The sequence below is a fragment of the Streptomyces sp. NPDC102270 genome, from assembly GCF_044766405.1.
In the GTDB taxonomy this organism is placed as follows: domain Bacteria; phylum Actinomycetota; class Actinomycetes; order Streptomycetales; family Streptomycetaceae; genus Streptomyces.
This window is the reverse complement of the sequence record NZ_JBIWLX010000001.1, coordinates 410246-423544: the sequence shown is the minus strand read 5'-3', so window position 1 is coordinate 423544 and position 13299 is coordinate 410246. Positions and strand designations below refer to the sequence as shown.

Sequence of the window (13299 nt, the reverse complement as noted above, 5' to 3'; positions counted from 1 at the left end):
AGCCACGGGTTGGGTAACGACTCGCACAACCATTCCCCATGCGTACAACCATTCGCCCCCGGCCGAGAGTCAACAGGGCATGACACGGGGGATATTCAGACACAGGAAATGGATCGCGGCGGGCGCGCTGGCCGCGTGCGTCGCCGTCGCCACGCCGGCCGCCGCCGCGACCGCACCGGCCGTCAGCTGCACGTCCGCCAAGGCGGGCCTCGCCGACAAACTCAAGCGGGACATCACGTCCGCCCTCTCCAACCGCTCCGGCACCGTCGCCGTGGGCCTCTACGACCGTACGACCAAGACCACCTGCACCCTGCGCTCCTCCACCGCTTACGACTCGGCGAGCGTGGTCAAGGTGACCGTCCTCGCCACGCTGCTGTGGGACGCGAAGAAGCACAACCGGTATCTGACCGACCGTGAGAACACCCTCGCCAAGGCCATGATCACCAAGTCGGACAACGACGCGACCAGCAAGCTGTGGCGTCAGCTCGGCCTGACCAAGATCAAGGGCTTCCTCACCGCGGCCGGCATGACCCAGACCAAGCCGGGGGCGAACGGTTACTGGGGCCTGACCCAGATCACCGTCACCGACGAGCAGAAGCTGCTCAAGCTGGTCACCGCGAGCAACACGGTCCTGAGCGACAACGCGCGTGCCTACATCCTGAAGCTGATGGGCCAGGTCATCTCCTCGCAGCGCTGGGGGACACCGTACGGCGCCGGGTCGGGCATCGCCTGGCACGTCAAGAACGGCTGGCTCCAGCGCTCCACGCACGGCTGGCGGGTGCACAGCGTCGGCACCTTCAAGGGCGGCGGCCACGACTACATGATCACGGTGCTCACGCACGGCAACAGCTCCATGAACTACGGCATCACCACGATCCAGGGTGTCGCCAAGGTCATCCACCGGGATCTCGCGGCGAGCTGACGCCTGCCGGACTCCCGGGCGTCACGGTGCCGTCCTGTCGTGGCGCTTGTGCAGCGGCGAGCGGCGAGCGGCCTCGGGCCGTGGTGCGGGTTTGGGTGCGGCGAGCGGCCTCGGGCGTGGTGCGGGTCCGGACGCGGCGAGCGGCCTCGGGCGTGGTGCGGGTCCGGACGCGGCGAGCGGCCTCGGGCCGTGGTGCGGGTTTGGGTGCGGCGAGCGGCCTCGGGCCGTGGTGCGGGTTTGGGTGCGGCGAGCGGCCTCGGGCCGTGGTGCGGATCCGGACGCGGCGAGCGGTCCTTCATGACACGGACTCCCGCACGTCACCGGCCCGTCCTACGGTGACGCCCATGCAGCTGAGAACCGTACTCGCGACCACCACCGCGGCCCTGGCGGCGGCGGCCTGCCTCACGGCCACAGGCCCGGCGCAGGCCGCCTCGCCGGTGAGCCACGCCTGCTCCCCGTCCGTCTCCCTCGACCGCTTCTCCGACGCGCTCGACAAGACGACGTACGACGGCACCTTCGTCGGCAACCTCTCCGCACTCGCGGTGGACCGGGACGGCTCCCTGGCCGCCCTCTCGGACCGCTCCTCGCTGTTCTCCCTGGACGCGAGGACCCTGGCGCCGAGGTCGGTCGTCCCGCTCGCCGACGAGAACGGCGCCGCGCTGGACTCCGAGGGCCTGGCGATCGAGAAGGACGGCACCCGGCTGATCACCTCGGAGACCGAGCCGTCGATCCGCCGCTACGGCGCGGACGGCACGATCCTCGACCGCCTCCCCGTCCCGGCCTCCCTCCAGGTCGCCCCGGCGGGCCGCGCCACCTCGAACCAGACCTTCGAGGGCCTGACCCTCATGAACGGCGGCCGCACCCTGCTCGCCTCCATGGAGTACGCGCTCTCCGGCGACACGGCCGGCATCGTCCGCTTCCAGACCTGGCAGCGGCAGCGGCCCGGAAAGGGCTGGAGGCCAGGGGCCCAGTACGCCTACCGCACCGACGCCTCATTCCTCGGCGTCCCCGAGGTCCAGGCCCTCCCCGACGGCCGCCTCCTCGTCCTGGAACGCGGCTTCACCTCCGGCGTCGGCAACACGGTCCGCCTCTACCTGGCCGACCCCCGCCACGCGACGGACACGAGCGGCGTCGAGAACCTGACCGGCCGGTCCGGCGTACGCCTGATCAAAAAGACCCTGCTCACGGACATCGCGAGCTGCCCGACCCTGGGTGCGACGGCCAAGCAGCCCCAGCCGAACCCCCTCCTCGACAACATCGAGGGCATGGCGATCACCGGCCACGACAAGGGCCGCCTCAAGGTGCTGCTGGTGAGCGACGACAACCAGAACGCGGTGCAGACGACGCGGTTCTACTACCTCGGCGTGCGGGTCTGACCCTCGGGAATATTGCGGAGGGATGAAATCCGCTTACTTCGGCGTTGGTGCTTCCGGTAGATCAGGACGACCGACAGACACACCGGAGGGCACCGCGTGGAACCGCAACGGGGCTGGGCACGACGACTGGCCGGGTACGCCTGGCGCTACCCGAAGGACGTCGTCCTCGCTCTCGGCTCCTCCCTCGGAGGCATGGCCGTCATGGCGCTCGTCCCCCTGATCACCAAGGTGATCATCGACGACGTCATCGGCGATCACACCAGGGACATGGCCCCCTGGGCCGGCGCCCTGATCGTCGCGGCGCTCGTCGTCTACGCCTTCACCTACGTCCGCCGCTACTACGGCGGCCGTCTCGCTCTCGACGTCCAGCACGACCTGCGCACGGAGATGTTCGGCACGATCACCCGTCTCGACGGCCGCCGCCAGGACGAGCTGTCCACCGGCCAGGTCGTCGGCCGGGCCACCAGCGACCTCCAGCTGATCCAGGGCCTGCTCTTCATGCTGCCCATGACGATCGGCAACTTCGCCCTCTTCGTGATCTCCCTGGTCGTGATGGCCTGGCTGTCGATCCCGCTCACCCTGGTCGCCCTGGCGGTGGCCCCGGCCCTGTGGTGGATCGCGAAGCGCTCCCGCTCCAAGCTGCACCCCGCCACCTGGTACGCCCAGGCCCAGGCCGCCGCCGTCGCGGGCGTGGTCGACGGCGCGGTCAGCGGCGTCCGCGTGGTGAAGGGCTTCGGCCAGGAGGACCAGGAGACCGGCAAGCTCCGGGAGGTCGGCCGCCGCCTGTACGCGGGCCGGCTGCGCACGATCCGCTTCAACTCGAAGTACACCCCCGCCCTCCAGGCCGTGCCCGCCCTCGGCCAGGTCGCGATGCTGGCCGTCGGCGGCTGGCTCGCCGTCCGCGGTCACATCACGCTGGGCACCTTCGTCGCCTTCTCCACCTACCTCGCCCAGCTCGTCGGCCCGGTCCGCATGCTCGCCATGGTCCTCACGGTCGGCCAGCAGGCCCGCGCCGGCACCGAGCGCGTCCTGGAGCTGATCGACACCGAGCCGTACCTGAAGGACGGCACCAAGGAGCTCCCCGCCGACGCGCCGGCCACCGTCGAGTTCGACGAGGTGTCCTTCGGCTACGACGACCAGCGCCCGGTTCTCGACGGGCTCAGCTTCGAGATCCGCGCCGGCGAGACCCTCGCGGTCGTCGGCTCCTCCGGCTCGGGCAAGTCCACGGTCTCGCTCCTGCTCCCGCGCTTCTACGACGTCACCCACGGCGCCGTCCTCATCGGCGGCCACGACGTCCGCGAGCTGACCCTCGACTCCCTGCGGGCCGCGATCGGCCTGGTCCCCGAGGACTCCTTCCTCTTCTCGGACACGGTCCGCAACAACATCGCGTACGGCCGCCCCGACGCCACGCGGGAGGAGGTCGAGAAGGCCGCCCGCGCCGCCCAGGCGGACCGTTTCATCGCCGACCTGCCCGAGGGCTACGACACCAAGGTCGGCGAGCACGGCCTCACCCTCTCCGGCGGCCAGCGCCAGCGCGTCGCGCTCGCCCGGGCGATCCTCACCGACCCGCGCCTGCTCGTCCTCGACGACGCCACCTCCGCCGTGGACGCCCAGGTCGAGCACGAGATCCACGAAGCGCTCAAGCAGGTCATGGAGGGCCGCACCACCCTCCTCATCGCCCACCGCCGCTCCACCCTGAACCTCGCCGACCGCATCGCCGTCCTGGACGACGGCCGCCTCGCCGACGTGGGCACCCACGAGGAACTGGAGCAGCGCTCCGCCCTCTACCGCCGTCTGCTCACCGACCCCGACGGCCTCGGCGGCGTCTCCCCGGGCCACGCCCGGCCGGCCGCCGTACAGGAGGACACCTCCGTACGCGACGAGCTGGACGCCGAGTTCGACGCCGAGCGCGGAGTCACCCCCCGCCTGTGGACCGGCGACCGCGAGCGCAAGGACACCGCCTTGGCCGGCACCCCGGCCACCCCCGAACTCCTCGCCGAGGTCGACGCGTTGCCCCCGGCGACGGACACCCCGGACATCGACGAGGCACGCGCGGTCACGCCCGAGGAGTCGTACGGTCTGCGGCGGCTGCTGCGCGGCTTCGGACGCCCGCTGCTGATCAGCCTGGGCCTGGTCGCCGTGGACGCGGGCATGGGCCTGCTGCTGCCGGTGATGATCCGGCACGGCATCGACGACGGTGTCTCGCGGATGGCCATGGGCGCGGTCTGGACGGCGACCCTGCTCGCCCTGCTCTCGGTCCTCGTCCAGTGGGCGGCCCAGATCGGCGAGACCCGGATGACCGGACGCACCGGCGAACGGGTCCTGTACTCCCTGCGCCTGAAGATCTTCGCCCAGCTCCAGCGGCTCGGACTCGACTACTACGAGCGGGAGCTGACGGGCCGGATCATGACGAGGATGACGACGGACGTCGACGCCCTCTCCAGTTTCCTGCAGACCGGCCTGGTCACGGCGTTCGTCTCGGTCGTCACCTTCTTCGGCATCATGGGCGCCCTGCTGGTGCTCGACGTACAGCTGGCGCTGGTCGTCTTCGCGACGCTGCCGCCGCTGATCATCGCCACGTACTTCTTCCGCAAGGCGAGCGTGAAGGCGTACGAACTCGCCCGGGAACGCGTCTCGCTGGTCAACGCCGACCTCCAGGAGTCGGTGTCGGGGCTGCGGATCGTGCAGGCGTTCCGGCGCGAGCGGGACGGCGGGGCGCTGTTCGCCGAGCGCAGCGACAGTTACCGCCAGGCCCGCATCCGGGGCCAGTGGCTGATCTCGATCTACTTCCCCTTCGTACAGCTGCTGTCGTCGGTCGCCGCGGCCGCCGTGCTGATCGCGGGCGCGGGCCGGGTGGACGCGGCGACCCTGACGACCGGCGCGCTGGTCGCCTACCTCCTCTACATCGACCTGTTCTTCGCCCCGGTTCAGCAGCTCTCCCAGGTCTTCGACGGCTACCAGCAGGCGACCGTCTCCCTGGGCCGCATCCAGGAACTGCTCCAGGAGCCGACGTCCACGAAGGCAGCCGAGGAGCCCCTGGAGGTCCTCTCCCTGCGCGGCGAAGTCGCCTTCGAGAACGTGCACTTCGCGTACGGGGACGACGAGGAGGCCCTCGGCGGCATCGACCTGAAGATCCCCGCCGGCCAGACGGTCGCGTTCGTCGGCGAGACGGGCGCGGGCAAGTCCACCGTGGTCAAGCTGGTGGCCCGGTTCTACGACCCGACGGGCGGCCGGGTCACGGTCGACGGCACCGATCTGCGCGCCCTGGACCTGACCTCCTACCGCCACCGCCTCGGCGTGGTCCCGCAGGAGGCGTACCTCTTCCAGGGCACGATCCGGGACGCCATCGCCTACGGCCGCCCCGACGCCACCGACGCCGAGGTCGAGGCGGCGGCCCGCGCGGTCGGCGCCCACGAGATGATCGCCACACTGGAGGGCGGCTACCTCCACGAGGTCGCCGAGCGGGGCCGCAACCTCTCGGCGGGCCAACGCCAGCTGATCGCGCTGGCCCGCGCCGAGCTGGTCGACCCCGACATCCTGCTCCTGGACGAGGCCACGGCAGCCCTCGACCTCGCCACCGAGGCCCAGGTCAACCAGGCCACCGACCGCCTCGCGGGCCGCCGTACGACGCTCGTCGTGGCCCACCGCCTGACCACGGCGGCCCGCGCCGACCGGGTCGTGGTCATGGCCCACGGCCGCGTCGTCGAGGACGGCACCCACGACGAGCTGCTCGCGCTGGAGGGGCGGTACGCCGAGTTGTGGCGGACGTTCGTAGGGGAGCCGGTCGAGGTGTCTCGCTGACGGTCGTGCAACCGTCCGACATACGTTGTGCGTCCGTACACCTGTACGCCCGAAAGCTGCGGGAGGGACGGCAGTGAAGAGTGGAGCGATACGGCGGCTGGCGGAGGGGCTGGCCGTGATGGCGGTGGCCGGGATGCTCGCGGTCGCCGCGCCGGGGCATGCGCATGCCGCGGCCACGTCGTGCGAGGGGCGCAAGGTCAGGTCGTTGCCGTTCTCCACCGGCACGGTGGAGATCTACAAGCGGCGCGGCTACGTGTGCGCGGTCACGCTTCCCAAGCGCCCCGGGGTCCGGCAGTACATGAAGGTGAGCCTGCGGGCGTACGGGCTGCGGCCGGTCGAGGACGCGGGCCGGTACAAGTACCGGGCCGGCCCCGTCACCGTGCACGCCGGGCAGCGGAAGGTGTGGGTGAAGGGCAAGGTCGGCCGGGGCACGTACGACTCGGACGGCTGGATCCGCCTCTGAGGCACAGGTTTCTCACAGGGTTTTCCCCATCAAGACGCCATCTCCCCTGGTGCCGACCGGACTTGCCCCGCTAGCGTCCGGCGGACAGCTGTACTTACAGGGGAGGGTGCATGCGCAAGGCGCTCAGATGGCTTCTCACGCTGGCCGTGCTCATAGGCACGGTCGGCACGGCAGGCGCGGCCACCGCCGCGGAGCCGGAGGCCCACGGCACCGGTGCCACCACCGACATCAAGGATCAGCTCCTCGCCGTCCCGGGGATGAGCCTGATCGAGGAGAAGCCGTACACCGGTTACCGCTTCTTCGTGCTCAACTACACCCAGCCGGTCGACCACCGGCACCCGTCCAAGGGCACGTTCCAGCAGCGGATCACCGTGCTGCACAAGGACGTCAGCCGGCCGACGGTGTTCTACACCGGCGGCTACAACGTCTCCACCACGCCCCGTCGCAGCGAGCCGACCCAGATCGTGGACGGCAACCAGGTCTCCATGGAGTACCGCTTCTTCACGCCCTCCCGGCCCGCCCCGGCGGACTGGACCAAGCTGGACATCTGGCAGGCAGCCAGCGACCAGCACCGCATCTTCACGGCGCTGAAGAAGATCTACTCGAAGAACTGGATCTCCACGGGCGGCTCCAAGGGCGGCATGACGGCCACCTACTACGAGCGCTTCTATCCGCGCGACATGGACGGCGTCGTCGCCTACGTCGCCCCCAACGACGTGGTGAACAACGAGGACTCGGCCTACGACCGCTTCTTCGCGAAGGTCGGCACCAAGGAGTGCCGCGACCGGCTGAACGCGGTGCAGCGCGAGGCCCTGGTCCGGCGCGAGCCCCTGGAGAAGAAGTACGCCGAGTACGTGACGACCGAGGGCCTCACCTTCACCACCGTCGGCAGCCTCGACAAGGCCTACGAGGCCGTCGTCCTCGACTACGTCTGGGGCTTCTGGCAGTACAACCTGCTCGCCAACTGCGGTGACGACGAACTGATCCCGCCGAACGCCAAGACCGCGACCGACGACCAGATCTGGAACTCCATCGACACCATCTCCGGCTTCTCCGCCTACGCCGACCAGGGCCTGGAGACGTACACGCCGTACTACTACCAGGCGGCCACCCAGCTCGGCGCGCCGACGATCAAGTTCCCGCACATCGAGAGGAAGTACATCCGCTACGGCTACCAGCCGCCGCGCAACTTCGTCCCGCGGGACATCCCGACCAGGTTCCAGCCGTACGCGATGCGGGACGTGGACACCTGGGTGCGGAACAACGCCCGCCACATGCTCTACGTCTACGGCCAGAACGACCCGTGGGGCGCGGAGCGGTTCCGTGTCGACAAGGGGGCGAAGGACGCGTACGTGTTCACCGCACCCGGCATGAACCACGGGGCGAACGTCGCCGGTCTGGTCGCCGACCAGAAGGCGTTCGCCACGGCCAGGATCCTGGCCTGGGCCGGCGTCCCGGCCACGGCCGTGACCGAGGCCAAGCCACTCGCGAAGTTCGACAGGCAGCTGGACGTACGGGACGTGGAGCGCGAGCCCACCCTGCGTCCGTAGTCCGCTCGCCGCGCCCGGCCGGGTTCACAACGGCCGGGCGCAGCCCACCGGCTGAGGACCGCCGAGCTGGACGTACAAGGCCGTCGACAGCGGGCACCGAGCCCGCTCGGCGACCGCCTTCACCACCTTGTACTGCGGTTTCCTCACGCCCCGCCCGTCGCACGCGGTCTCCCTGACCTGACCGCTGCCCGAGCCGTACACACAGTCGCCGACGATGGTCCGCGGTCCGCCCCCGCCGCCGGGGTCGCCGGGATGCGGTGGCTGCAGGTTGCGCATACAGGCGTATCCCTGGGGCACCGCCCCGTCGCCGTCCTCGTCGGAGATCCGGCTCTGCTCACTGATGTGCAGCACGAAGTCGGTGGTCCCCGGGCACGGCGGCCCGTCGGCCGTGGTGCCGTCGTGCCGGGCCACGACCCGCGCCGCCGCCCGCTCGCTGGTGCAGGGCACCTCGGTGAAACTGGTCTTGCCGAAGGAGCTGCACTCGTCCACCGCGAGGAACACCGCGCCGAACCCGGAGGTCCGGGTGGCGGACGGCGAGACCGAGGCCCTGGCGGCGGTCTGCTCGTCGCTCTCCCCGCCGGCCGCCGGCTGGGTGCACCCCGTCAGCAGGGCGGCGAGCAGAGCCGCCAGTACGTACACCACCCCCGTGAAAAACCTGTCGCGCATCGCAATCCCCCCGCACTACCCCCACCGCCCAGCGTGACCGTCGCGGCGGGGCCACGCCAGAGATGTGGGGTCCTTTGCGCCTTTCGGGGGTGATGTACGAGTTGCGAGTCGTACGGGAACTACGCCCCGAGCGCTATCGCCCGTACGACAGCCCGTACCCGACCGGGTACAGCACCTTGGCGGGGTCGTCCGCCCGTTGCACCGGCACCGGCAGCCGCCCGCGCGGTGCCGCCCTCCCGGCGATCACCCGCGCGGCCGCCCGCAGTTCGACGTCGGTCCAGGAGTAGGTCGCCAAGTAGGCGGGCACGGTGGGCAGTTGGGCCACGTCGTAAGGATTGCGGATCGCGATCGCCACGACCGGCCTCCCGGTCGCCACGAGCTGCTCGACGAGCGTCTTCTGGGCGGCCGTGATGTTGTACGTCCCCACGATCACCGCGTCCGCATCCTGTGCGGCGGCGACGGCCCGGGCCACGACGGCCGCCGTGGGTGCCGTACCGGTCGACAGGGCGGTGGCCGTGAAGCCCAGTGCGGTCAGGGCGGCGGCGAGGACGCCGGTGGGCGGGCCCGTCGTACCCGACGGAGAGGCGGGGTCGGCGCCCACGACGAGCAGCCTGCGGTGGGTGCGGCGGGACAGGGGCAGCAGCCGCCGCTCGTTGACCAGCAGGGTCGTCGTGCGCTCGGCGATCCGGTCGGCCGCGGCGAGGTGGGCCGGGGTGCCGACGGTCCGGGTGACACCGCCCTGGCTGACGTACGGCTCCTCGAACAGCCCCCGCCGGGCCTTGAGCCGCAGGATCCGCAGAACCGACTCGTCCAGCCGCGCCTCGGTGAGCTCACCGTCCCGTACGGCCCCCAGGACTGCGTTCCACGCCACGTCCAGGGAGGGCGGGTTGAGGAGCTGGTCGACACCGGCCTTGAGGGCGAGGACGGGGACGCGGTCGTCGCCGTACTTCGTGCGAACGCCCTCCATGCCGAGGGAGTCCGTCACCACGACCCCGTCGTAGCCGAGTTCACCGCGCAGGATGCCGGTCAGGATCGGGTGGGAGAGGGTGGCCGGGTCGCCGGAGGCGTCGAGGGCCGGGAACTGGATGTGCGCGGTCATGATCGAGTCGATGCCGGCGCGGATCGCGGCCCGGAAGGGGACGGCGTCGAGCTTCTCCCACAGCTCCCGGCTGTGGGTGATGACCGGGAAGCCGTAGTGGCTGTCGACCGCGGTGTCCCCGTGCCCCGGGAAGTGCTTGGCGGTCGCGGCGACCCCGGCACCCTGGTAGCCGGCGACCTCGGCGGCCACGAGCCCGGCGACTGCCTGAGGATCGGCACCGAAGGAGCGTACGCCGATGACCGGGTTGGCCGGGTTGACGTTGACGTCGGCGACGGGCGAGTAATTCTGCCGGATGCCGATGGCTCGCAGTTCCTGCCCCGCGATCCGGCCGAGGGTGCGGGCGTCCTTCCGCGGTCCACCCGCACCCATCGCCATCGCGCCCGGGAAGAGGGTCGCGGGCTCACCGACCCGGCAGACGATCCCGTGCTCCTGGTCGGTCGAGATGAGGACCGGCAGTCCGCGCGGCTGCCACAGGGACGCCTTCTGGATGCCGTTGGACAGATCGGCGATCTGGTGCGGATCGCGGGTGTTGTGCGCCCAGGTGAAGTAGATGATTCCGCCCACCCGGTACCTGGCGATCATCTCGGCGGCCGTACGGACGCCGATCTCCTTGAGGTTGGCGTCGATGTCGGCCTGGTCGGGGGCGGTGGCGGAGTGGCCGTAGACCCGCATCACGAAGAGCTGGCCGACCTTCTCCTCGAGCGTCATACGGGAGACGAGGGAGCGGAGCCTGCTGTCGCGCTGCTGGTCGTCCGCGCGGGCGGCCCCGCTGACGGCGAGGGCCGCGGTGACACCTGCCGTCGCGGCGAGGACGGTACGTCTGGAGGGCACGTGCGCTCCTTCCGGAGGTGATCCGCTGAAGGAAACTTCCGAGAAGTCACCAATAACCGGGAAGTTTCTGCCAGTCAAGGGAGTGCACAGTAACCAGGGAGGGGCCGCCATCGGCGCAGTTGGAGGGGGGCGCGCCGATGACGGCGTGCTGCCGGCCGCAGTACGGAGGAGAGGGTTGGTCAGCGTTCGCAGCCAGCAGCGAGGCCGACGCCGTACCGCGGTGACTCTCCGGCAGCTTGCGGGTTGGACGAGCGGGGGCGGGGCGGGGTTCCCGGCTGGGGCCCGATCGCCCCAAGTTGGGGAGGGCGGGGCCAACGGGACGGATGAGTCGGCGACTTGGACCGCTTAGGGTCGCTGTATGGGTCAGTTGATGCCGCTCCTGATCGTCGTCGGTGCTCTCCTTGTAGTGCTCGGCCTCTTCACGGCCCTGGCCGGACATGTCCGCAGACGTGGCACGGGCGGTGGCGGCCTGCGCGGCGCGCTGGCAGCACATGACGAGGCGTTCCACGGGACGGCTGCCGACTCGTACTACGAGCTCCAGGTCCAGACGGACCGCAGGGCGCCGCTGCCGGACGACCGGTGGAGGCGGGGCCGCGCTCCGGGCGGCGCGTCTGAACGGGTCCATCTCGTGGACGTGGCCGCGTCGGAGGCGGTCCTGCGGCGATCATGAGGGGCATGCCCGTCGACACGCCCGCCCCGCAGTCCCTGTCCCTCCCCGGCTCCAAGTCGATCACCGCCCGCGCCCTCTTCCTGGCCGCAGCGGCCGACGGCGTGACCACCCTCGTACGCCCCCTGCGCTCGGACGACACGGAGGGCTTCGCCGAGGGCCTGGTACGGCTCGGCTACCGGGTGGGCCGTACACCGGACGTGTGGCAGGTGGACGGCCGCCCGCAGGGGCCGGCGGCCGCCGAGGCGGACGTGTACTGCCGGGACGGCGCGACGACCGCCCGCTTCCTGCCCACCCTGGCCGCGGCCGGCCACGGCACGTACCGCTTCGACGCCTCGCCCCAGATGCGCAGGCGCCCCCTGCTGCCGCTGTCGCGTGCGCTGCGCGACCTGGGCGTGGACCTGCGGCACGAGGAGGCGGAGGGGCACCATCCGCTGACGGTGCGGGCGGCGGGCGTGGAGGGCGGCGAGGTGACGCTGGACGCGGGCCAGTCCTCCCAGTACCTCACCGCGCTCCTGCTGCTGGGCCCGCTGACCCGCCGGGGCCTGCGCATCCGGGTCACGGACCTGGTGTCGGCGCCGTACGTCGAGATCACCCTCGCCATGATGCGGGCGTTCGGGGCGGAGGTGACGAGGGAGGGCGAGATCTTCGTGGTCCCGCCGGGCGGCTACCGCGCCACGACCTACGCGATCGAGCCCGACGCGTCCACGGCGAGCTACTTCTTCGCGGCGGCGGCGGTGACCCCGGGCGCAGAGGTGACGGTACCGGGCCTGGGCACGGGTGCGCTCCAGGGCGACCTCGGCTTCGTGGACGTACTGCGGCGGATGGGCGCCGAGGTGTCCGTCCGCGCCGACGCCACCACGGTCCGGGGCACCGGCGAACTGCGCGGTCTCACGGTCAACATGCGGGACATCTCGGACACGATGCCGACGCTCGCGGCGATCGCCCCCTTCGCCTCGTCCCCCGTCCGTATCGAGGACGTGGCCAACACGCGGGTGAAGGAGTGCGACCGCCTGGAGGCCTGCGCGGAGAACCTGCGGCGGCTGGGTGTGGGGGTGGCCACGGGCCCGGACTGGATCGAGATCCGGCCGGGAGCAGCCACCGGGGCTCAGGTGACGTCGTACGGCGACCACCGCATCGTCATGTCCTTCGCGGTCACTGGCCTCCGGATCCCCGGAATCTCGTTCGACGACCCTGGATGCGTACGAAAGACTTTCCCCGGTTTCCATGAGGTGTTCGCCGAACTGCGCAGGGGCATCGGGAGTTGAACGGGCGTTGAGTTTCCAGCTGGAAGGACCGGTCCTGGCAGGCGAGTTGGTGCGCCTGGAACCGCTGGACCACGGACACACGGCGGACCTGGCCGTGGCGGCGGAGGAGAACCGCGGCACGTACGCGTTCACCTGGGTGCCGAGGGCCGACGAGGTCGGTGACTACGTCGACGCGCAGCTCGCGCGGGCGGCGACGGGACGGCTGGCGCCGTACGCGCAGGTGTCGGTGGTCTCCGGGCGGGCGGTGGGGGCCACGTCGTTCTGGGAGCCGCGGTGCTGGCTCTCGGACGACCGGCTCGACGCCGTCGAGGTCGGTTTCACCTGGCTGGCGGGCTCGGCCCAAGGCACGGGCATCAACGCCGAGGCCAAGCTGCTGCTCTTCCGGCACGCCTTCGAGACGTGGGGCGTCTCCCGCGTCGACCTGAAGACGGACGCCCGCAACGCACGCTCCCGGGCCGCGATCGAGAGCGTCGGCGCCCGCTTCGAGGGCATCCTGCGCAACTGGTCCCGCTCGTGGGCCCCCGGCGAGGACGGACGGCTGCGGGACTCGGCGATCTTCTCGATCACGGCTCAGGAGTGGCCGGGGTGCCGGGAGCGGTTGGAGGAGCGGGTGGCGGGGTTCGTGGCGCGGAGGGGCTGATCGGTGCTGTGGCGTG

Annotated in this window: 10 protein-coding genes; 8 read left to right on the top strand and 2 right to left on the bottom strand. The window is 71.1% G+C overall.

Going from position 1 to position 13299, the window contains the following annotated elements:
- Positions 1-79: 79 nt before the first annotated feature.
- The 5 genes from ACIRP7_RS01820 to ACIRP7_RS01800 all read left to right on the top strand — a co-directional run bounded on the left by ACIRP7_RS01820 (position 80) and on the right by ACIRP7_RS01800 (position 8112).
- Positions 80-922, top strand: a complete 843-nt coding sequence (locus ACIRP7_RS01820) for a serine hydrolase (protein WP_403652520.1) — start codon at positions 80-82, stop codon at positions 920-922.
- 344 nt (positions 923-1266) lie between these two features.
- Positions 1267-2298, top strand: a complete 1032-nt coding sequence (locus ACIRP7_RS01815; protein WP_403652518.1) for an esterase-like activity of phytase family protein — start codon at positions 1267-1269, stop codon at positions 2296-2298.
- Between the two features lie 96 nt (positions 2299-2394).
- Positions 2395-6099, top strand: a complete 3705-nt coding sequence (locus tag ACIRP7_RS01810; RefSeq protein ID WP_403652516.1) for an ABC transporter ATP-binding protein — start codon at positions 2395-2397, stop codon at positions 6097-6099.
- Between the two features lie 73 nt (positions 6100-6172).
- Positions 6173-6562, top strand: a complete 390-nt coding sequence (locus tag ACIRP7_RS01805) for a hypothetical protein (RefSeq protein ID WP_403652513.1) — start codon at positions 6173-6175, stop codon at positions 6560-6562.
- Positions 6563-6672: 110 nt separating this feature from the next.
- A complete protein-coding gene (locus ACIRP7_RS01800) occupies positions 6673-8112 on the top strand; it encodes a S28 family serine protease (RefSeq protein ID WP_403652510.1) in 1440 nt (479 codons plus the stop codon).
- A 24-nt stretch (positions 8113-8136) separates the two neighbouring features.
- Here ACIRP7_RS01800 and ACIRP7_RS01795 read toward each other — a convergent pair whose 3' ends face one another.
- Both ACIRP7_RS01795 and ACIRP7_RS01790 read right to left on the bottom strand, forming a co-directional pair.
- Positions 8137-8778, bottom strand: coding sequence for a hypothetical protein (locus tag ACIRP7_RS01795; RefSeq protein ID WP_403652507.1), 642 nt, complete (start codon positions 8776-8778; stop codon positions 8137-8139).
- A 133-nt stretch (positions 8779-8911) separates the two neighbouring features.
- Positions 8912-10708: a glycoside hydrolase family 3 protein gene (locus ACIRP7_RS01790; RefSeq protein ID WP_403652505.1), complete on the bottom strand. Its 1797-nt coding sequence runs from the start codon at positions 10706-10708 to the stop codon at positions 8912-8914.
- Between the two features lie 358 nt (positions 10709-11066).
- Between ACIRP7_RS01790 and ACIRP7_RS01785 the strand changes: the two genes are divergently transcribed.
- Genes ACIRP7_RS01785 through ACIRP7_RS01775 form a run of 3 tightly spaced genes read left to right on the top strand, consistent with a single transcriptional unit; the run spans position 11067 to position 13283 of the window.
- The gene (locus ACIRP7_RS01785; protein ID WP_403652501.1) at positions 11067-11378 is read left to right on the top strand and encodes a hypothetical protein; all 312 of its coding nucleotides are present in this window, start codon (positions 11067-11069) and stop codon (positions 11376-11378) included.
- 5 nt (positions 11379-11383) lie between these two features.
- A complete protein-coding gene (gene aroA / locus ACIRP7_RS01780) occupies positions 11384-12643 on the top strand; it encodes a 3-phosphoshikimate 1-carboxyvinyltransferase (RefSeq protein ID WP_403652498.1) in 1260 nt (419 codons plus the stop codon).
- A 7-nt stretch (positions 12644-12650) separates the two neighbouring features.
- Complete coding sequence (locus tag ACIRP7_RS01775; protein WP_403652496.1) at positions 12651-13283, top strand: GNAT family N-acetyltransferase; 633 nt, start codon at positions 12651-12653, stop codon at positions 13281-13283.
- The last annotated feature ends 16 nt before the right edge of the window (positions 13284-13299 follow it).

Bases quoted from the DNA above. Each gene is read 5' to 3' on its own strand.
- ACIRP7_RS01820 (WP_403652520.1), top strand. From the start codon at position 80: ATGACACGGGGGATATTCAGACACAGGAAATGGATCGCGGCGGGCGCG.
- ACIRP7_RS01815 (WP_403652518.1), top strand. From the start codon at position 1,267: ATGCAGCTGAGAACCGTACTCGCGACCACCACCGCGGCCCTGGCGGCG.
- ACIRP7_RS01800 (WP_403652510.1), top strand. From the start codon at position 6,673: ATGCGCAAGGCGCTCAGATGGCTTCTCACGCTGGCCGTGCTCATAGGC.
- ACIRP7_RS01795 (WP_403652507.1), bottom strand. From the start codon at position 8,778: ATGCGCGACAGGTTTTTCACGGGGGTGGTGTACGTACTGGCGGCTCTG.
- ACIRP7_RS01785 (WP_403652501.1), top strand. From the start codon at position 11,067: ATGGGTCAGTTGATGCCGCTCCTGATCGTCGTCGGTGCTCTCCTTGTA.
- aroA (WP_403652498.1), top strand. From the start codon at position 11,384: ATGCCCGTCGACACGCCCGCCCCGCAGTCCCTGTCCCTCCCCGGCTCC.